Annotated in this window: 19 protein-coding genes; 8 read left to right on the plus strand and 11 right to left on the minus strand. The window is 61.5% G+C overall.

What is annotated here, in order from left to right:
• Positions 1-6 precede the first annotated feature (6 nt).
• The 9 genes from gyrB to mutM form a co-directional block, all read right to left on the minus strand.
• Positions 7-2457: a DNA topoisomerase (ATP-hydrolyzing) subunit B gene (gyrB, locus tag M3484_RS06460; RefSeq protein WP_092900190.1), complete on the minus strand. Its 2451-nt coding sequence runs from the start codon at positions 2455-2457 to the stop codon at positions 7-9.
• An 81-nt stretch (positions 2458-2538) separates the two neighbouring features.
• On the minus strand, positions 2539-3159 hold the full coding sequence (locus M3484_RS06465) for a LysE family translocator (RefSeq protein WP_249496236.1): 621 nt from the start codon (positions 3157-3159) through the stop codon (positions 2539-2541).
• Between the two features lie 3 nt (positions 3160-3162).
• Positions 3163-3591, minus strand: coding sequence for a VOC family protein (locus M3484_RS06470; RefSeq protein ID WP_249496237.1), 429 nt, complete (start codon positions 3589-3591; stop codon positions 3163-3165).
• The gene (gene recF, locus M3484_RS06475; protein ID WP_249496238.1) at positions 3588-4667 is read right to left on the minus strand and encodes a DNA replication/repair protein RecF; all 1080 of its coding nucleotides are present in this window, start codon (positions 4665-4667) and stop codon (positions 3588-3590) included. The genes M3484_RS06470 and recF overlap by 4 nt, the downstream gene beginning before the upstream one ends.
• Before the next feature lie 70 nt (positions 4668-4737).
• Positions 4738-5856, minus strand: coding sequence for a DNA polymerase III subunit beta (gene dnaN, locus M3484_RS06480; RefSeq protein WP_092900182.1), 1119 nt, complete (start codon positions 5854-5856; stop codon positions 4738-4740).
• A 177-nt stretch (positions 5857-6033) separates the two neighbouring features.
• Positions 6034-7425: a chromosomal replication initiator protein DnaA gene (gene dnaA, locus M3484_RS06485; RefSeq protein WP_249496239.1), complete on the minus strand. Its 1392-nt coding sequence runs from the start codon at positions 7423-7425 to the stop codon at positions 6034-6036.
• 690 nt (positions 7426-8115) lie between these two features.
• Positions 8116-8388, minus strand: a complete 273-nt coding sequence (gene rpsT / locus M3484_RS06490) for a 30S ribosomal protein S20 (RefSeq protein ID WP_092900178.1) — start codon at positions 8386-8388, stop codon at positions 8116-8118.
• 164 nt (positions 8389-8552) lie between these two features.
• Positions 8553-9329, minus strand: a complete 777-nt coding sequence (locus M3484_RS06495; protein ID WP_249496240.1) for an enoyl-CoA hydratase — start codon at positions 9327-9329, stop codon at positions 8553-8555.
• A 67-nt stretch (positions 9330-9396) separates the two neighbouring features.
• Positions 9397-10248 carry a bifunctional DNA-formamidopyrimidine glycosylase/DNA-(apurinic or apyrimidinic site) lyase gene (mutM, locus tag M3484_RS06500; protein ID WP_249496241.1) on the minus strand — a complete coding sequence of 284 codons (852 nt, stop codon included), beginning with the start codon at positions 10246-10248 and terminating at the stop codon, positions 9397-9399.
• 149 nt (positions 10249-10397) lie between these two features.
• Here mutM and ubiE point away from each other — a divergent pair, with 149 nt between their 5' ends.
• Together ubiE and ubiB are read left to right on the plus strand one after the other, a co-directional pair.
• The gene (gene ubiE / locus M3484_RS06505) at positions 10398-11147 is read left to right on the plus strand and encodes a bifunctional demethylmenaquinone methyltransferase/2-methoxy-6-polyprenyl-1,4-benzoquinol methylase UbiE (protein ID WP_249496242.1); all 750 of its coding nucleotides are present in this window, start codon (positions 10398-10400) and stop codon (positions 11145-11147) included.
• Between the two features lies 1 nt (position 11148).
• Positions 11149-12690, plus strand: a complete 1542-nt coding sequence (gene ubiB / locus M3484_RS06510) for a 2-polyprenylphenol 6-hydroxylase (RefSeq protein ID WP_092900172.1) — start codon at positions 11149-11151, stop codon at positions 12688-12690.
• Positions 12691-12694: 4 nt separating this feature from the next.
• On the opposite strand, the gene M3484_RS06515 is transcribed toward ubiB, so the two are convergent.
• Together M3484_RS06515 and M3484_RS06520 are read right to left on the minus strand one after the other, a co-directional pair.
• Entirely contained in the window at positions 12695-13354 is a 660-nt protein-coding gene (locus M3484_RS06515) for a flagellar hook capping FlgD N-terminal domain-containing protein (protein WP_249496243.1), read from the minus strand.
• Between the two features lie 8 nt (positions 13355-13362).
• Positions 13363-13917, minus strand: a complete 555-nt coding sequence (locus M3484_RS06520; RefSeq protein WP_249496244.1) for a flagellar hook-length control protein FliK — start codon at positions 13915-13917, stop codon at positions 13363-13365.
• A 1473-nt stretch (positions 13918-15390) separates the two neighbouring features.
• Between M3484_RS06520 and M3484_RS06525 the strand changes: the two genes are divergently transcribed.
• The 6 genes from M3484_RS06525 to M3484_RS06550 all read left to right on the plus strand — a co-directional run bounded on the left by M3484_RS06525 (position 15391) and on the right by M3484_RS06550 (position 19563).
• Entirely contained in the window at positions 15391-15786 is a 396-nt protein-coding gene (locus M3484_RS06525; RefSeq protein ID WP_249496245.1) for a rod-binding protein, read from the plus strand.
• Positions 15776-16090 carry a hypothetical protein gene (locus M3484_RS06530; RefSeq protein WP_249496246.1) on the plus strand — a complete coding sequence of 105 codons (315 nt, stop codon included), beginning with the start codon at positions 15776-15778 and terminating at the stop codon, positions 16088-16090. Before M3484_RS06525 ends, M3484_RS06530 begins: the two co-directional genes overlap by 11 nt.
• 271 nt (positions 16091-16361) lie before the next feature.
• Positions 16362-17918, plus strand: coding sequence for a flagellin (locus M3484_RS06535; protein ID WP_249496247.1), 1557 nt, complete (start codon positions 16362-16364; stop codon positions 17916-17918).
• A gap of 67 nt (positions 17919-17985) precedes the next feature.
• Positions 17986-18357: a flagellar biosynthesis regulator FlaF gene (gene flaF, locus M3484_RS06540; protein ID WP_249496248.1), complete on the plus strand. Its 372-nt coding sequence runs from the start codon at positions 17986-17988 to the stop codon at positions 18355-18357.
• Positions 18354-18758, plus strand: a complete 405-nt coding sequence (gene flbT, locus M3484_RS06545; RefSeq protein ID WP_249496249.1) for a flagellar biosynthesis repressor FlbT — start codon at positions 18354-18356, stop codon at positions 18756-18758. Before flaF ends, flbT begins: the two co-directional genes overlap by 4 nt.
• A 1-nt stretch (position 18759) precedes the next feature.
• On the plus strand, positions 18760-19563 hold the full coding sequence (locus M3484_RS06550; protein ID WP_249496250.1) for a DUF1217 domain-containing protein: 804 nt from the start codon (positions 18760-18762) through the stop codon (positions 19561-19563).
• Positions 19564-19890 lie beyond the last annotated feature (327 nt).

The following is a 19890-nucleotide window of genomic DNA, read 5'->3' on the forward strand; positions in this document are numbered from 1 at the left end:
CTTTGATCAGAAATCGAGGTTCTCGACCGTCAGCGCGTTTTGCTGGATGAAGTCGCGTCGCGGCTCCACCACATCGCCCATCAGCTTGGTGAAGATGTCGTCGGCCTCGGCCACATCGTCGATCTTTACCTGCAGGAGCGTGCGGGCCTCCGGGTCCAGCGTGGTTTCCCACAGCTGTTCCGGATTCATCTCGCCCAGACCCTTATAGCGTTGCAGCGAAAGGCCCTTCTCGCCTTCGGCAAGGATGGCTTTCAACAGATCGCCGGGGCCATAGATCATCTGCTCGCGATCCTTACGCACGAGGCGGGCCGGATTGCGATAGACATCGCGATGGGTGCCCGCCGACTGCGCCAGCCTGCGCGCTTCGCCCGAGCGCAGCACGGCACCGTCCAGCGTCCGCAGCTCTTCCACGCCACGCAGAATGCGCGACAGGCGGATGCCCTGGTCCTGGGTGATGCGCCCCGACCAGCCGCGCTCATATTCCAGCGCAACGAGGTCGAGCCGCCGCGCCACCTGATCCGCCACCGACTGGAGGTCACGATCTGCCGCGCCGGCCTCAAACGCCCCTGCCAGCGCCGCCTGCTCAAGGATCGGCCGCGGGTAGTGAGACGGGAAGGCGTCAAGGATCCGGCGGAACTGACGGGCGCCTTCAAGCACCCGCGCAAGATCGGCGCCGGCGATTTCCTCGCCCGTTGCCAGACGCAGGACGGCGCCTTCAAGCCCTTGTTCTACAAGGTAATCATCCAGCGCAGCCTGGTCTTTCAGATAGACTTCGGACTTGCCGCGCGCGACCTTATAAAGCGGCGGCTGCGCGATATAGAGATAGCCGCCCTCGATCAGTTCCGGCATCTGGCGGAAGAAGAAGGTCAGCAGCAGCGTCCGGATATGCGCACCATCCACATCGGCATCGGTCATGATGACGACCTTGTGGTAGCGCAGTTTTTCGATGTTGAATTCGTCGCGGCCAATGCCGGTGCCAAGCGCCATCACCAGGTTGCCGATCTCCTGGCTGCCCAGCATCTTGTCAAACCGCGCCCGTTCGACGTTCAGGATCTTGCCGCGCAAGGGCAGGATCGCCTGGTTCTTGCGGTCGCGCCCGGTCTGGGCCGACCCACCTGCCGAGTCACCCTCGACGAGGAAGACTTCGGATTTCGACGGGTCTTTCTCGGTGCAGTCCTTCAGCTTGGCGGCATTGAAATTGACATCCAGCGCCGTCTTGCGCCGCGTCAGCTCGCGCGCTTTGCGCGCCGCCTCACGGGCCAGTGCGGCTTCGAGGATCTTGCCGACGATCACTTTCGCAATGGCCGGGTTTTCCTCGAACCATTCGCCGAGCTTTTCATTCACCAGGTTTTCGACCGCAGGCCGCACCTCGGAGGAGACCAGCTTGTCCTTGGTCTGGCTGGAGAATTTCGGATCCGGCACTTTTACCGACAACACGCAGGTCAGGCCTTCACGCGCATCATCGCCGGTAAAGTCGATCTTTTCCTTTTTCGCGATGCCCGATGACTGAGCGTAAGAAGTGATCGTCCGCGTCAGCGCGCCGCGGAAGCCCGCCATATGGGTGCCGCCATCGCGCTGCGGGATATTGTTGGTAAAGGGCAGGACGTTTTCGTGATAGGTGTCGTTCCACCACATCGCGACCTCGACGCCGATCCCGTTGCGCTCGCCGACGATATAGATCGGCTCGGCCATCACCGACTGTTTCGAGCGGTCGAGATATTTCACGAATTCCCGCACGCCGCCGTCGTAATACAGCTCGACATGCTGCGGCTCGGCGCTGCGCAGGTCATTCAGCTCGATCCGGACGCCCGAATTCAGAAAGGCCAGTTCACGCAGCCGGTGTTCCAGCGTCTTGAAGCTGTATTCGAGGTTGGAAAATGTCCCGTCCGGGCGATTGACCTTGGCCGAGGCCAGAAACCGCACCTGAGTGCCACGTTTGCCGGGCGCCGGGCCCGCCTCATAGACATGCGTGGTGCATTCGCCGAATTCGAAGCGGCCCTTATATTCCTTGTCATCGCGCCAGACGGTCAGGTCGAGCCATTCCGACAGCGCGTTCACCACGGAAACACCGACCCCGTGCAGGCCGCCCGAGACCTTATAGGCATTGCCGCCGTCATCGGTATTGTTGAACTTCCCGCCGGCATGCAGCTGGGTCATGATGACCTCGGCGGCGGAAACCCCCTCTTCCGGGTGGATGCCGACCGGGATGCCGCGCCCGTTATCGCGCACCGAGACGGAGTCGTCTTCGTGGATCGTCACCACCACTTCGGTGGCATGACCGGCCAGCGCCTCGTCGATGCCGTTGTCGACGACCTCATAGACCATGTGATGCAGGCCCGAGCCGTCATCAGTATCGCCAATATACATGCCGGGCCGCTTGCGAACGGCTTCCAACCCCTTGAGAACTTTGATGGAATCGGCACCGTACTCGGCGGGCTTGCGGGCTTCTTCAGCCATGGTCACGTAACCCCTCAGATTGCCCGCGATTTATAGCGGTTCAGAGCGGGAATGTCACGCATCTGCCACAAGATTTTGTAGTCAGAGAAAGGGGATAAGCAGGGCGACGACGATCAGCATGACCCCTGCCGCGATGTTGAGCCGCCGCAGCGCCGACGGGCTTTGCAACAGCGCCCGCGCCCGGTCGAGAAACAGCGCGAGGGCAAGGTTTCCAAGCATCGGCACAAAGGCGGAAATCGAGATGATCGCCAGAATGTCCCAGCGGGTCAGCTGATCAAGCGAGAAGAATCCGGGCAGCGCGCCCATGTAAAACAGGATCGCCTTGGGGTTGCCGATCACCGCCGCAAGGCCGACGGTAAAGCCTGCGATCAGCCCGGGCCGTGTGAGCCGGCTGTCGGCGGTCACTGCACCACCGGGCGCACGCAGCAGCATGATCCCCATCAGAAGGAAAATCGCTGCCGCCAGCCAGCGCAGGATCTCGAGAAACCCGCCATATTGGCTGAGGATCCAGCTCATCCCCATGATTGCGGCAAAGGGCCAGGCCAGATCGCCAAGCGCTACCCCCACCGCCAGCGGCCAGGCCGCCGCAAAGCCGCCCGAAAGCGCCCGCGCCAGCAATGCGACCCAGACCGGCCCAGGCACGGCCCAGAGTGCTGCCATCGCACCGGCATAGACCAGTAATTGCCACAGGGTCACGGTCATGGGTCAGCCCGGCAATGTCAGGCTGCCATCGGCATTCAGCGGCCAGTATGGGTTCATCGCCACTTCCCAGACATGTCCATCCGCATCGGCCCAATAGCCGGAATAGCCGCCCCAGAACACTTTTTCCGGCGCTTTCAGTGCGGTTGCGCCGGCCGCAAGCGCCGCAGCATAGGCCGCGTCAACTTCGGCCTCTGTCGCGAAATTCTGCGCCAGCGTCACCGCGCCGCTGCCAAGCGCGGCGCCGGGCCGCCCCTGATCTGCGGCCAGCGCCTCGCGCCCGAACAAGGCCAGCGCCAGACCGTTGATCTGGAAGAAGGCAACCCCCTCCTGGCTCTCGCCATGTTCCTGCCAGCCCAGCCGCGCATAAAAGGCGCGCGCGGCGGTCAGATCGGCCACGCCGAGGGTGATCAGGGTAACGCGCTGCGGGGTCATTGGGTCACTCCTGACTGGTTGCCATCTGCGGCGACAACCAGTGTCTGCGCCCTTCCGCCAAGGCTGTCAAACAGGGATGCATCCGTCCCGGTCATCAGTGCCTGGGCGCCAAGCGCACAGATCTCGTCATAAAGTGCCGCCCGCCGGCCCGGGTCGAGATGCGCCGCCACCTCATCCAGCAGCAAAACCGGCGCGAAACCGGTCTCGGCCGCCAGAGCGCGCGCATTGGCAAGGATCAGCGAGATGAGAAGCGCCTTCTGCTCGCCGGTAGAGCACATCGCGACCGGCACGCCCTTGTCGCTGTAGACCGCCTCGAGATCGGCACGATGCGGCCCGATCAGCGCCCGGCCTGCCGCCATATCACGCCGCCGGCCCAAAGCCAGGGCGGCGGCAAGATTGCCCTTGTCATCTTCCGGGTGGCTCAGGCTGAGATCGGCACGGGGAAAGGCCGAAACCGCCCCGGCCTGGGCCGACTTGATCCGCGCCAGCACCGCGCTCCGGTTGGCGGTGATGATCGCGCCGGTCTCGGCCATTCGCGCCTCAAGTGCGGAATACCAATGCGGGTCACTGACGTCGTCGCGAAACAGGCGGTTGCGCTGCCGCATCGCCTTTTCATAGGCCAGCGCGGCCTCGGCATGGTCGGGAAAAAACGACAAAGCCATACGGTCGAGGAACTTGCGCCGCCCCTCGGCGCCTTCCAGCCAGAGCCGGTCCATCGCCGGGACCAGCCACAAAACCCGCATCACCTGACCAAGCGCCAGCTGGGTCGAGCCCTTGTCATCAAGCCGGACCTGCCGCGTCCCGCCCGGCTCGGCCCAGGTCTCCAGCCGGTGCAACCCGCCCGGGCCTGAAACATCCGCTGCGATTTTCCAGCCGATTGCTTCGGGCCTGCGGATGAATTCCTCGGAAGTCGCGCCGCGCAGCCCGCGACCGGGTGACAAAAGCGATACCGCTTCCAGAATATTGGTTTTTCCGGCGCCATTGGCCCCGGAAATCGCCACCGGCCGGCCATCGAATTCCAGCCGCAGGGCCCGATGGCTGCGGAAATGCGACAGAGACAACAAGCTGACAGTCAAACCAGCCAGGACATTTCCTCTTGAGAAAATACGCTGTGGGAGCCGGGGGCGAAAACCCCCGGTGGCCCGATCAGACGCGCATCGGCATCACGACATAAACCGCCGATGTATCATTGCCTTCGCGCATCAACGTCGGATCGCCTGATGAATTGAACAGGAACACCGCATTCTCACGATCAACCTGGCTGGCGATTTCCAGCAGGTATTTCGCGTTGAAACCGATTTCCAGCCGCTCATCGGCATAGGCGACCGCGAGCTCTTCCTCCGCCGCACCGCTGTCCGGGGCATTGACCGAAAGCACCAGCCGATCCTCGTCAAGCGACAGCTTCACCGCGCGCGAGCGCTCCGACGACACCGTCGCCACCCGGTCAACCGCCTTGGCGAATTCGCTGGCGTCAACCTCAAGCCGGCGGGTGTTATGCTGCGGGATCACGCGGGTATAATCCGGGAAAGTGCCGTCGATCACTTTCGAGGTCAGCGTAATCGCCGGGGTCGCGAAGCGGATCTTGGTTTCTGAAACCGAAACCGCGATCTTCGCCTCATCATCATCAAGCAGCTTGCGCAGCTCGTTGACGGTTTTGCGCGGCACGATCACGCCAGCCATCTCTTCGGCTCCCGCCGGCAGCGGAGCATCGATCCGTGCCAGACGGTGACCATCGGTCGCTACCGCGCGCAGGACCGGGCCATCATCGCCGGTCGAAACATGCAGATAAACGCCGTTGAGATAATAGCGTGTCTCTTCGGTTGAAATTGCGAATTTCGCCTTGTCGAACAGCCGGCGCAGATCGGTGGCGGGGGCCGAAAAATTCGTGCTGTATTCCGATGACGCCATCACCGGGAAATCTTCTTTCGGCAGCGTCGCCAGGCTGAAGGTCGAGCGCCCTGCTGTGATCGTCAGCCGCCCCGAGGCACCATCTTCGGACAGGTTGACCAGCGCTCCATCCGGCAGTTTCCGTACGATTTCATGCAGCATGACCGCCGAGACCGTGGTTGCTCCGGCGCGTTCGACCATCGCATCGGTCCGGTCGACCACCTCGATATCCAGATCGGTCGCGCGGAAGGACACCTGGGCGCCTTCTGCCTCGATCAGCACATTGGCAAGGATCGGGATCGTATTGCGCCGCTCGACAACGGATTGAGCCTGAGCCAGCGCCTTGAGAAGCGATGCGCGTTCGATCGAGAGTTTCATTCGTCCAAATCCTCTTGCCCGCATTCAGGGCGCACGAAGCGAGCCGGGAAGCCCGGTTGCCTGTTTTGCCCGACTTTGCGAAGCTTTGCCAGTCTCGTCAAGACCGAGCCGTATCCATCTGGCGCAACCCGGAGTTTTTAAAAACTCCGGGCCGATTTCTTGCAAGAAATCGGGCGGTCAGCCCTGCAACAGCCGCTTGAGCAACTGGATGTCGTCAGCAAGCTGGCTGTCGAGCGCCGCCAGTTCCTCGATCTTCCGCACGCCATGCATGATTGTTGTATGGTCACGCCCGCCGAAACGGCGGCCAATTTCCGGCAAAGAGCGCGAAGTCAGCTGTTTCGACAGATACATCGCCACCTGACGCGGCCGCGCGATGGTGCGCAGGCGTTTTGGCCCGATCATATCCGAGAGCCTGATATTGTAATGCTCGGCGACCTTGCGCTGGATCTCCTCGATCGACAGTTTACGATCCGAGGCGCGCAGAATGTCGGCGAGGCAGTCCTGCGCCAGTTCCAGGGTGATTTCACGCCCAACCAGCGAGGCGAAGGCGTAAAGCCGGGTCAGCGCGCCTTCCAGCACCCGCACATTGGTCGTGATACGATGCGCGAGGAACTCCAGCACGCCATGGCTGATCGCGAGACCGCCATATTGGCCACGGTAGAATTCGGCTTTCTGCTGCAAAATGCCGAGACGCAGCTCGTAATCGGTCGGATGCAGGTCAACCACCAGGCCGCATTGCAGCCGTGATTTGATCCGGTCCTCCAGATCCTTGATCTCGCCAGGCGCGCGGTCGGCAGAGATGATGATCTGCTTATTCTGATCCACCAACGCGTTGAACGTATGGAAGAATTCCTCCTGGGTGGAATCCTTGCCCGCGATGAACTGCACATCATCCACCATCAGCACATCGACCGAGCGGAACAGCGATTTGAAATCCATCACCTGTTTGTCGCGCAGCGCCTGGATGAAGCGATACATGAACTGCTCGGCCGAGAGATAGAGCACCTTCAGATCCGGCTTCTGCTCGCGCAGCTCATGCGCGATGGCATGCATCAGGTGGGTTTTGCCGAGGCCTACGCCACCATAGAGAAAGAGCGGGTTAAAGGTGACCGGTCCGCCTTCGGCCACACGGCGCGCGGCGGCGTGGGCAAGCTCGTTCGGCTTGCCGACGACGAAACTTTCAAAGGTGAAGCGACCATCCAGCGGTGCGCCCGGAAGATCATCGTCCTGGGTCGCACGGCCGCGGGTCTGCGATGCAGGCGCGGCAACAGCGGGTCTGGCACCCGCAGCACGCTCGGAAGACGAGGTCGCGGCAGGGCGCGGGGCTTCAGCGCCGACCAGGAATTCAAGCCGTTCGACCAGAGCGCCGGAGGTCAGCAGCTGATTGCGGATATGGTCGCCATAGTTGCGTTGCACCCAATCTCCGAAAAACGGAGTGGGGACCTCGAACAGCGCTACACCGCCCTCCAGCTGTGACAGCCGCAGGGGTTCGATCCACGTTGTATAATTATTTCGTCCGACCCGGCTGATGAGACCTTCGCGGATCTGCCCCCAAGTTTCATTCGTCATTCTAACCAGACCTGCCCAATCACCTCACCGTTCCGCCCGATGCGGCACGGTCGAATTCGCGAGACCCGACCCTATGACCGCCGCGCCGGAGAGGCTGCGAAGGTCAGAGGGTCATCCTCCGCCGCAGGGCAAAACATAAGACATGCCGGGCAGACCTGCTGCACCGGCCGGGCACCAGATAAAAGCCAGACTGTTGGCTCTATCCGGTTGAACACAAACTGAAATCCCCGATCTTGTTGGCTGGCAGCCCAAAGTGTCGGTTGTGATATCAGGTTTGCGTCATTTCCCTGTCCCCCAGGACGAAGTGAATCGCCTGGTAAAGGTAGCAAGCGGCGCGCGCGCTCTGCAACTGAACAACTCGCTTGACACAGAGTCCGTCGGGGCGAATCCTGGCGAGGCGGCAGAAGCGCTACGTTCTCTGGCTGTCTGAGGCCATGTCAGCGGCAAAATCCCGCCCGAAATCCGACAGTGTGGATATTTTTCCCGCGCGGGATTGACCCCAATCCTGCGCCTGGGGAATCGCTTTGTTAACGCGGCATGGAGCGGTCTTCGCGCCGCGCCTGCGCCGGACTGGTGCCAGGCAGGCTCCGGACCGGGAGACAGGGCACCAAACCGGGAACGGAAAAGGGCGCGATCCCTGCGGATCGCGCCCTTAAATTTCCCCGATAGTGCCGGGACGGTGAACCGAATTCAGGCGGTTGCGCCGGTGGTTTTCACACGGGCCGCGAGACGCGACATTTTGCGCGCAACGGTGTTCTTGTGCAGAACGCCCTTGGTCACACCACGTGCCAGCTCGGGCTGAGCGGCTTTCAGAGCGGCTGCAGCAGCAGCCTGATCGCCCGAAGCGATGGCTTCTTCAACTTTGCGCAGGAAGGTGCGGATGCGCGAGCGGCGGGCTTTATTCACGTCATAGCGTGCTTCGGCCTGGCGGGCGCGTTTTTTCGACTGGGCGGTATTTGCCATGGGCTTTGTCCTTCGGATTTCAAACTACAAATGCACGAAACCCGATGGCCCCGCCCATATGGCCAGAACTGGCCCGGAGGACGGGAATCAAAAATGCCTAAGCGGGCCCACGCGCATGTCTGCCGGGGCCTATACGTGAAAGGCCCAGGCTTTGCAAACGGGAATCAGCGGTCGCGGAATTGCGGCTGCCGTTTTTCCAGGAAGGCCGCCATGCCCTCTTTCTGGTCTTCGGTCGCGAAGGCGGCATGGAACATGCGGCGCTCGAACAGGAGCCCTTCGGAAAGGCTGGTCTCTTCGGCGCGGTTCACGGTTTCTTTCACGATCATCGCGGTGATCATCGACTTTTCGGAGATCTTTGCCGCGATTTTCAGTGCTTCTTCCAGCAGGGTTTTTGCCGGGAAGACACGGCTCACAAGGCCCGACCGTTCTGCCTCGGCGGCCTCCATGAAACGACCGGTCAGATGCATATCCATCGATTTCGACTTGCCCACGAGGCGCGTCAGACGCTGGGTGCCGCCCATTCCGGCGCAAATGCCGAGATTGATCTCGGGCTGGCCGAATTTCGCAGTATCTGCGGCGATGATGAAATCGCTCAGCATTGCCAGCTCGCAGCCGCCGCCAAGGCAATAGCCCGAGACCGCTGCAATGACCGGAGTGCGGCAGCGCATGATCGCCTCGGCCTCGGGGCCGAAGAGATTGTCGAAGAACACATCGGTAAAGCCCTTGGACGCCATCTCTTTCACATCGGCGCCGGCCGCAAAGGCCTTTTCGCTGCCGGTGATCACGATGCAGCGCACCTTGTCATTCTTGTCTGCGGCGGTAACCGCCTGCGCCAGTTCTCTCATCAGCTGCGAATTCAGCGCGTTCAGCGCATCGGGGCGGTTGAGACGGATGAGACAGGTATAATCCTCGATCTCGACGATCAGGGTTTCATAGGCCATCGCGGGATCTCCGGTTAACAGATCCGTGACTCCTGCCACCTGAGGCCCGGGAAGGCAAGCTGAGCCCTTATCTCTGGCAATCCGGACAGTAGAAGGAAGATCTCCCTGCCTGCACGATCCGCGCGATGCTGCCTTTGCAGCCAGGCGTGGTGCAGGCGCCGCCCTCGCGGCCATAGACGCGGAAACTGTGCTGGAAATAGCCAAGCTCGCCATCGGCCTGACGATAATCTTTCAGCGAAGATCCCCCGGCCTCGATCGCCTCTGACAGCACTTCGCGGATCAGCGGCACAAGGCCCTGGGCCTGTTTGCCGGTCAGACCGCCGGCAAGGCGGTCGGGGGCGATACCGGCACGAAACAACACCTCGCAGACATAGATATTGCCCAGACCCGCGACGATCCGCTGATCCAGAAGCGCCGATTTCACCGGTGTCTTCCGCCCCGCAAGCCGCGCCGCCAGATAATCGCCGTCAAACGCATTTCCCAGCGGCTCCGGCCCGATCACGGCGAGAAGCGGATGCGCCTCGGCACTCGCGGTATCCAGAAGATCCATCGCGCCGAAACGGCGGGGATCGTTGAAAGTGACGCGGGCGCCGCCCTCCATATCGAAGACGACATGGTCATGTTTCGCCGGTTGCGGATGGTCGTGATGGAAGCCGCCGACCTGTGCGCCCGAAATCAGCATTCGCCCCGACATGCCGAGATGGATCAGCAGCGTCTCGCCACTGGAAAGATCCGCAAGGATATATTTAGACCGCCGCCGCAGCGCATTGATGCGCGCGCCGGTCAGCCGTTCCGCCATGCGCGGCGGAAAAGGCCAGCGCAGATCGGGGCGGTTCACCTGTGCGGTGAGGATCTGCTGCCCTTCCATCACCGGCTCAAGCCCACGGCGCACGGTTTCCACTTCGGGCAGTTCCGGCATCTTCGTCTTCCCCCGCATTTCGAAGCGCAACCTAAGCGCAAGACCGCGCCGCTCCAAGGGGCTGCGCGGTTTGACTGGTTTCCCTTTGCATTCTTGCGGTATATCCCCGGTGCAGAGCCGCTATCCGCTGCACAATCCGGGCGAAAACCATGTCAGATCAGGACAAAACCACTCATTTCGGCTTTCGCGACGTGCGGGAGGAAGAAAAGGCGGGCCTGGTCCATAGCGTGTTTTCTTCGGTCGCCTCGAAATATGACGTCATGAATGACCTGATGTCGGTCGGCATCCATCGGATCTGGAAGGATGCGATGATGGACTGGCTGGCCCCAAGGCCCGGGACGCGGCTTCTGGATGTGGCGGGCGGCACCGGAGATGTGGCCTTTCGCTATCTGACCCGCGCGCCGGGCGCATCGGCGGTGGTCTGCGACATGACCGAAAACATGCTGATTGCCGGGCGCACCCGTGCCGAAGCTGCCAGCATGGCCGATCAGCTCGACTGGGTGGTCGGGGATGCCATGGCACTGCCTTTTGCCACCAACAGCTTTGACACCTATACGATCAGCTTCGGGATCCGGAATGTGACACGGGTTCAGGACGCTTTGTCCGAGGCTTACCGCGTGCTGCGCCCCGGCGGGCGGCTCATGGTGCTGGAGTTCAGCCAGATCCCGAATGATCTGATGCAAAAGGTCTACGACCTTTATTCTTTCAACATCATCCCGCCGATGGGCCAGATGGTGACGGGTGACCGCGAGTCCTATCAATATCTGGTGGAATCGATCCGTAAATTCCCGGAACAAGAGGTCTTTGCTGATATGATCCGCAAGGCCGGGTTCGACCTGGTGAAATATCGCAACCTTTCGCTGGGGATTGCGGCGCTGCATTCCGGCTGGAAGGTCTGAGATGCGCGGCCCGCATAATATCTGGCGGCTGATCCGCACCGGCGCGACTTTCGAGCGTACCGGCGCCATGGTCGTGGCGCTCGAGGCGATGGAGGTCTCGCCGCGGCTGCGTTTCGCCGCGCGTCTGCTGGGGCGGCCGTTCCGTTTCCTCGGGCTGAAGGGGGATCCTTCGTTGCCGCCGGTGACGCGTGCGATCACCGCGCTTGGGCCGGCCTATATCAAGCTGGGTCAGGTGCTTTCGACGCGCCCCGATATTGTCGGCGCCGAGCTGGCCGATCAGCTGAAATATCTGCAGGACAAACTGCCGCCCTTCCCGATGGAGGAGGCGCGCAAGATCATTGCCGCGGAATTCGGCGCCCCCGCCGATGCACTTTTTTCCGAGCTTTCCGAGCCGGTCGCCGCGGCCTCGATTGCCCAGGTTCACCATGCGCGCCTGCGTGATACAGGCGCCGAAGTGGCGGTGAAGGTCCTCCGCCCGGGGATCGAGCGCGCTTTCCGCAGGGATATCGACGCCTTTTACTATGCGGCGAAATGGATGGAGCGACTGGCGCCGTTTTCGCGCCGGTTGCGGCCTTCCGATGTGGTCGCGCATTTCGATGGCGTGGTGCAGGGCGAGCTGGATCTGCGGCTGGAATGTGCCGAAGCCGCTGAATTTGCAGAACATACGGCCAAAGATGACCGGCTTGTCGTGCCGCGCCCGCATTGGGGGCTTTCGGGGCGGACTGTGCTGACAATCGACTGGGCCGAGGGGATCGGGCTTAACGAAATCGCCGCAATCGACGCCGCCGGGATCGACCGGGCGGAACTTGGCCGGCGGGTGCTGGTGCTTTTTCTGTCGCATGCGCTGCGGGACGGCTTTTTCCATGCCGATATGCATCAGGGCAATCTGAAGGTCGCCCCGAATGGCGATCTGATCGTCTATGATTTCGGGATCATGGGGCGGATCGACGAATATACCCGCCGCGTTTATGCCGAGATCCTGATGGGCTTTATCCAGAAGGATTATCGCCGCGTCGCCGAAGTGCATTTCGAGGCGGGCTATGTGCCGGCAGACCGCAATATCGACGAATTCGCCCGGGCCCTGCGCGCCGTCGGAGAGCCGATTTTCGGTATGGAGGCGAACCGGATCTCGATGGCAAAGCTGCTGGCCTATCTGTTCGAGGTGACCGAGCGCTTTGGCATGGAAACCAGGACCGAGCTGATCCTGCTGCAGCGCACCATGGTTGTCGTCGAAGGCGTGGCACGAAGCCTCGACCCACATCTGAACATGTGGGAAGTCGCACGGCCGGTGGTCGAATCCTATATTCGCACCAGTATCGGGCCCAAAGCGGTGCTGCGTGATCTCTGGCGCACCAGCCGCGTTCTGGCGCGGTTTTTGCCCCGGCTCCCGGCTTTGGCCGAGGCAAGGCTGGTTGCTCTGGACGAACGCAATCAGATGCAGCGCCCGGTTCCGGGCTTTGGCTGGGGTACAGTCCTGCTGCTCGCGGCCGCGATGACGCTGGGGACGCTCGGGGCGGCCGTGCTGATTGCGAAACTGTTCTGAGGGGTCAGTTCCGGGCCAGGCGCAAAGCCGTGACCGAGCCCGAGGGGACCTCGATCCCGCCTTCGAAAACCAGCATCGTTCCATTGGCGCCGCCCCTGGCCTCTACGACGCGGCCATAATATTCGACCGGATCTTCGCCAAGCAGCGTCCCTTCCCGCCAGCTTTCAAGTGTCAGGATATAGCGGCCATCCGGAAGCCGGTTGCCGGCCGCATCGCCGCCAAGCCATTGATAGGGCTCGGCCGAGACGGGCAATTCCTCGCGCGACACCAGATTGCCACGTGAGTCACGTACAACCAGCACAACCTGATCCGCCGTCGAGGCTGGATTGGGCGAGAGTGTCACCGGGTTGCCACCGAACCAGACGACATCTGCCGCAGCCCTCGCCTCCTGGCCGACCCAGCCCGCCAGCTGTGCCATCCCCATCAGCGAAAACTCCCCCGACATCGCGCTGAGCAGCTGATTGGTGCGCACCTGTTGTTCCACGCCGGAAAACGTCGCGAGCTGTACCGCGAAATCCGTAGATTCCATCGGGTTCATCGGGTCCTGGTTTTGCATCTGAACCGTGAGCATCTTCAGAAATGTCGTGAAATCCGACGAGAGTGCCGAGGTTTCAGAGGGTGCCTGAGCGGCCCCGTAGGCGGAATTCACCGCATTGACCTGCATGTCTTCTCCTACAATCTGAGATAAAGTGAAGCTTGCGGGCCGGACCTTGTCTCCGGCGCCGAAATCGGGATCGCGGCAGAAATTGCCGCCTCGGTCATCTCAGGGACAGAGGGGGCAGGGCCAGGCTGTGCGCCCCCCTGATCACCGGCAGAGAGGTTTCCGAAGCCAAGGTTCATCTCACTGAAACCGGCCGCCCTGAATTCTGCCACCAGGCGATCTGCATGGCGGCGAAGGAGATCCAGCGTTTCCGGACGTTCAGCCAACAAGGTGACCGTCACCTTCTCGCGCTCGGTTTTCACTTCAATCCGCACCGTCCCGAGCTCTTCCGGCGAAAGCCGCAGTTCGGTCACCGGGCCGCCGGCATTTATGACGGCCTGGCTGATCTGGGCCGGAACCTGTGCCGGCATTTCGGGACGAGTGGCCGGTGCTACGTGATGCGGCGGGATCTCACGTCCCGTGGGCAGATGATATGTGCCGAGCGGCGCCGTGCCAGGGTCGGACTGGCCGGTGCCGGCGGGCAGCGGAGCCTCATTGGCGAGGGGATCGGATCCGGTTCTGGTCACGGTGGATGCTGTCGGTTGCCGCGAAATTATTTCAGTATTCGCGGCGGTTCTGACGTTTTCGGGAAAAACCGGTTCAGCCGCCTTAGCCTGGTGCCCGGGAACCGCAGATCGCGCTGCAGCAGCTATGACCGGCATGGCAAGAGGCAGCGATTCTGTCCTGGAGTTTCGCAATGGCGCCAGGTTTTGGGGCTTCACCTCTGCCTGTGGCGGCACGGAACGGCCCGGCGGTGGCAAAGGCGCTGCATCTGCAGGCAGGGACTGATCTGTAAGGTCCGACAGGGGCGTGCTGGCAGTTACGGCCCCTGCAATATGCGACTGTTGTGGGGTTGCGAAAGGGGTCGGTTCAGGCGCGATCCGGGCAGAGGTTTCGCTGGTGTTCACGTTCGCATCAGGCGGAGACGATGTCAGACGACCAGGCTCTGCCCCTGTCGGTGGTGGTGGCAGGGGCGGCAGATGTCGCTGAGCGGGCCATTCCCGTGTGCTTTCAGCGCGGGGCAGGTGGGCAGACGGAGGCGTCTCGATGGCCATGGGACCAGTCGGTGCGAGCGGCGGCTCGGGCAACCCATGGGCCGGCCCGAATGGTTCGACCTGGAGGGGGGGCGGTGCTGCGGCGGCCGGATCCGGAATACGGGGCTGCGCCCGGCGTTCAGGATTTGCGTCAGAGGTCACGTCGGGAGACGGATTTGCAGGTTGCAAGTGACTCTGACCGTTCGGCGCCACTGGAAGGTTGCCAGCGCCGCTTTCCGGCCCGTCTGGCAGATCTGGCACTGCGGACCAGATCGGTTCGGGCACCTTACCGGAAACAGGGGGCGCCGCCGCGCAGATGATCCGCGTTTCACGTCCACCCGGCAGGGAAATGGGGGCGGGTGCTGCGCGATCTCTGACCCGCGCGAGACCACATTCTGTAGCCTGCTTCGTCTCGGTCGGATGAGGCGGCGCCGGAGCCGGTTTGTGGTCAGGCGGTAGCTCTTCGGCTTCAGGATCCCTGCCGGGCTGGGGCAGGCTGAACTGGGGCGGGGCGGGTGCTGGGCGATCTCCGACCCGCGCGAAATCACCCGCTTCAGCCTGCCTCGTCCCGGTCGGATGAGGTGGCGCCGCGGCCGGTTTGTCGTCAGGCGGCACCTCTTCGGCTTCGGAATCTCTGTCGGACTGGGGCAGCCTGTACTGGAGCGCGGGTACAAAGGCGAAGCCGTTATTCCGCCTTGTCCGATCCGCCTCATGCCCGCCTGTGGCAAGGGGCAGGTCACAGGTCTCGTCGCTGTCGGCCAGATCGGGACCCTCAGGCTCTGCTTCCGGAAGCGCGGCCGTTGGCGCGGAAACCCGCAGCGGCGTGTCTGTACCATCAGAGGCAAGGTCGAGCGAAAACAGATCCGCCCCTGACGGATCACCGGCACCGGATTTCGTCCCCGTAAGGCTTACGCCGGCAGAGATCGGCAGGCGAAGAAGCGGCAGGCTGATCTGGACGTTCTGCATATGCGGGAATCTCTTCTGAGTCCCGTCGTTTTTGCCAGCATCGGGTTACCGGATGTTTACCGACATCGCGCCAGAGTCGAAAAATTCAACATAAAAGGACTCGATCTGATGGCAGAAATCCAGATCCAGCCGGCTCACATACCGGCGATGAAGCGGGCGCCCGATCCGCATCTCCTGATGGAAAAAGCGCAGGAGATGGAGGCGGTTTTCCTGACGGAGATGCTTGCGCAATGCGGGCTTGGCGCGACATCCGAGAGTTTTGGCGGAGGGATCGGCGAAGAGCAGTTCGGGTCCTTTCTGCGCGCAGAACAGGCGAAACTGATGGTGGAGCGCGGGGGAATCGGTCTCGCAGAAACACTGTTCCGGGCGATGGGAGGGGATGTGAATGAGCTCTGAGACCCTGGTTGACCTGCTGGAGCAGACGCGCCGCGCCCTGCTGGAGGGGGATTTCGCTGCGCTTGATGACCTGGCGCGGGACACCGGGGCGGCGCTGGAGGCCCTGCCGGGCGCGGATCCCGAATCGCTGGATCTCATCCGCGAAATGGCCGCAGCGAATACGGTACTTTTCGAGGCCGCGGCGCGGGGAATCGCGGCGGCAAAAGGCCGGCTGAACCGCCCGGCAACGTTTTCCATCTATGATTCCCAAGGTCAGCGCGGCGCGGTGCAGGCGGATGAGCCCGGCAAAGCGAAGCGGCTTTGAATTTCACCTGGAAAATCGGGCCGGTGGGAAACCCGTCAGCATGGGGGATGATCGGAAGAAATCTCATAAAATCCGCTTATTTTCAGGGCAAAACTGACCTGCCGCATTAACAAATTGGCAGGGATGAACTGCAAAGCTTAACCTGCATCCCGATGTGGGGATGGCGCTGAGGGTCGACCCCCGGCAGCGGCCAGAACGCCGGAATTGCCGCCTGCAGGGGCGGCGCTTTCGCCCCCGTGCAAAGCACCCAGGGCAGCCAGAGGAAAACAAAATGTCGTCCATTCTGACGAATTCCAGCGCAATGGTCGCGCTGCAGACCCTCAAAACCATCAACGGCAATATGAACAAGGTCCAGTCGGAGATTTCCACCGGCAAGACTGTCGCCACCGCGCGGGATAACGCCGCTGTCTGGTCGATCTCGAAGGTGATGGAATCCGACGTCAAAGGGTTCAAAGGGATTTCCGACAGCCTCGCGCTTGGCTCCTCCTCGCTCTCGGTCGCGCGCGAGGCCTCTGAGAAGATCCAGGGTCTTCTGAACAGTATGAAAGAAAAGATCGTTTCGGCGCAAAGCGAGAATGTGCCGCGCGAAAAGCTTCAGACCGATATCGACGCGTTGCGCAGTCAGATCGCCGGCATCGTCAGCGGCGCGCAGTTCAGCGGCTTGAACCTCGTCTCCGGCACCGATGATGTGAGATTCCTTGCCTCGCTGGACCGCTCGGATTCGGGCGTCACCACGTCGGACATCACCGTCGCGCGTCAGGATCTCAGCGCAGGCAACGGGACTTTGGGCGTTGATACAGGCTCACCCCAGATCCTCGCAGGAGTCGCGGTGATCACCGGAAACATCACGGCGCCGGTCGATTTGGCCGGGGCTGCGGTGACCAGCATCACGAATGGCGCGAATTCGGCGCGGCTGGCCGGGGCTGGCCTGGCGATCGGGGATTCTGCAACGCTGAAGATAAACGGTCAGACCGTCACCTTCACCAATGACAGCGGTGCTGCCATGACGGCGGCGGAAGCGGCAACCCGCATGATCAGCGAGATCAACAAGCTTGGCCTTGAGGGGGTGACGGCGGTTCTGAACGGCACTGCTGACGTTGATATCCAGTCGAGCCGGGCTTTCGAACAGGTCACCGTCGAACATGTCGCCGGCTTTGCTGTTCCAACGATTCCGACTGCGGGAGAGGGCACGGTCACTGGTTCGGTTGCTACGATTGCCCAACGTGCCGAAACTTATGTCTTCGGCGGCAATGCGGTCAAAGATGGCGACGGCTATACGCTCAGTGTGGGAGGTGTGGCTTACAGCTATATCGCCGGCAAAGGCGAAACCACGGAGGATGTGGTGCGCGGCCTGAAAATCGCCATCGATGCCGGGAAAGTGCCGGGTCTGTCCACCAGGGTCACCCAGAGTGCGGCCGGTGCATGGCAGCTCAATATCGACAACTCCTCCGATACTGCCCGCGCAATTGCGGCCAGCTCCGGCACTGTCAATGGCAAGGCTTCGGGGGGGCTCTTCGGGCTCGGCGCGATCGACGTTACCACAATCGCCGGCGCACGCTCTGCGCTGAGCAATATCGAAACCATGATCAACAAGGCCATTGATGCCGCTGCCGAATTCGGCTCGGCTCAGGGTCGGATCGATACCCAGACCAGTTTTGTGTCGTCACTGACAGATGCGATGACGGCCGGTATCGGTACGCTTGTCGACGCCGATATGGAGGAAGCTTCGGCCCGCCTCCAGGCGCTTCAGGTCCAGCAACAGCTGGGCATCCAGGCGCTTTCCATCGCCAACCAGCAGCCACAGAATCTGCTGTCCCTGTTCCGTTAAGGCCCGCGGCCGGGGTCTCCGGGCTCCGGCCAGCTTTTAAACTATCTTAAGTACGGAACATGTCAGAATGACTCTCAGCTCCAGTCTTGCCTATGCGCAACCGACAGCGCCAATTCGTACCCCGCGCATGGCCGAATACGAGGTTATCGCACGGATCACGCAACGTCTTGTCGCCGCGGATCGGCGGCGCAACGAAGATCACAGCGGATTTCTCGAGGCGGTTTTCCACAACGAGAAACTGTGGTCGACGCTCGCAGCCGATGTAGCGGAGCCCGGAAACGGGCTTCCTGAAGCGCTTCGTGCGCGGTTGTTCTACCTTTACCGTTTTACTGCGGACCATAGCCGGAAGATTCGCCAGAAAACGGCTGATGCCGGCGTTCTCATCGAAATCAATAAGGCGGTCCTGAAAGGATTGCGTGGCGAAGGAGCGGCCACATGACGGGGTTGGTTCTGAAACTCGGCCCACATGAAAGGGTCCTTATCAATGGTGCGGTGATCGAAAACGGTGACAAGCGGTCGCGTCTTGCGGTTATGACGCCCAATGCGAATATTCTCCGGCTGCGCGATGCGCTACATCCGGAGGAAGCCAATACGCCGGTGCGGCGGGTTTGCTATATCGCCCAGCTGGTCCTTTCCGGTGATGCCGCCCCGGGCGATACCAGGTCGCAACTGCTGCGCGGGATTGAACAACTCAGCCAGGTTCTGACGGATCCCGACAGTCGACGCCTGCTGACGATTGCCAGCCAGGCTGTCCTCGAAGACCAACATTATCAGGTTCTTAAGGCACTTCGCGGCCTGCTTCCCCGCGAAACGCGCATTATGGCGGCGGGAGGAAACTGAGATGAGTTTTCAGCCAGTCCTCCCGGCAGATGGCTATGGTGGCTGGCTTTTGCTGAAGCGAACAATGCCGGCGCAAGCGAAAGCTTTTCAACAGGCGCCGGTAAATCAGCGCGACGCGCAGTATTTTCGGAATAAGATCGGGACAGTGACTACGGCCGATGACCTGGTATCTGATCGAAGGTTGCTAAAGATCGCATTGAGTGCGTTTGGCCTGGAACAGGACATAAATGCGAAAGCATTCGTCAAAAAGATCCTTTCAGATGGAGTCGATTCCCCAAAAGACCTCTCGAATCGACTTGCGGATAAAAGCTACCGGACGTTTGCTGCAAGCTTTGGTCTGGATGGAGCTCGGCTGCCAAAGACCCTCGATGAGGGGTTTGCTGATGCTCTGCTTGATCAATATTACGTGCGTCAGTTCGAGGCGGCAGTCGGAGAGCAAAATGACTCTTTCCGACTTGCTTTGAACGCGGAAAGAGAGATCGGGAAGCTGGCGGCATCCCCGGCGAGCGAGGATACGAAATGGTTTACCATCATGGGAAACAAACCATTGCGGCAGGTTTTGGAGAAATCTTTCGGATTGCCGGCCGGGTTTAGCAATCTTGACATTGATCAACAGCTGCGAGTGCTGAAATCCAGGGCTCAAAGCCAGTTTGGCGCCTCCACGGTGAGCCAGTTCAGCGAAAGTACAAAGATGGAGAAGCTGGTCAGAAACTTCATCGTGCGGGAGTCTCTGACTACTATGAGCAACTCCCCGGCGCGGAATGCCCTTGTTTTGCTGGCAGCACGTCGCGGCACAGCAAAATAGAAACTTGGATCAGCCCTGCATATGGTAAGTGGCTGATAAGGGTGTCGGGTTTTGTGGAGCAGGATCCAGTCGCCGATGGCACGGGTAGCAAGCTGAATACTCTAACGCGGTGGCGCTGAACGCATTATGCCTTCAGCGGTCGGACGACCCGTTCCAGCATTTCAGCCTGGCGTGCGTGCGATGCTGCGTGAGGATCTCCTGACAGCGGCAGTCGCTTTGGATCAGAGCAGAATGGCGGCGCCTGGTGATGAGTGAGCCGGCGAAGACGACACTGGTTAAGGTCGGGTTGCGACAGTCATTTTTCGTTCGCAGCAGAAACGCGCGGCA

The sequence above is a fragment of the Pseudomonas sp. GX19020 genome (assembly GCF_023371075.1).
Classification (GTDB): Bacteria; Pseudomonadota; Alphaproteobacteria; order Rhodobacterales; family Rhodobacteraceae; genus Pseudogemmobacter.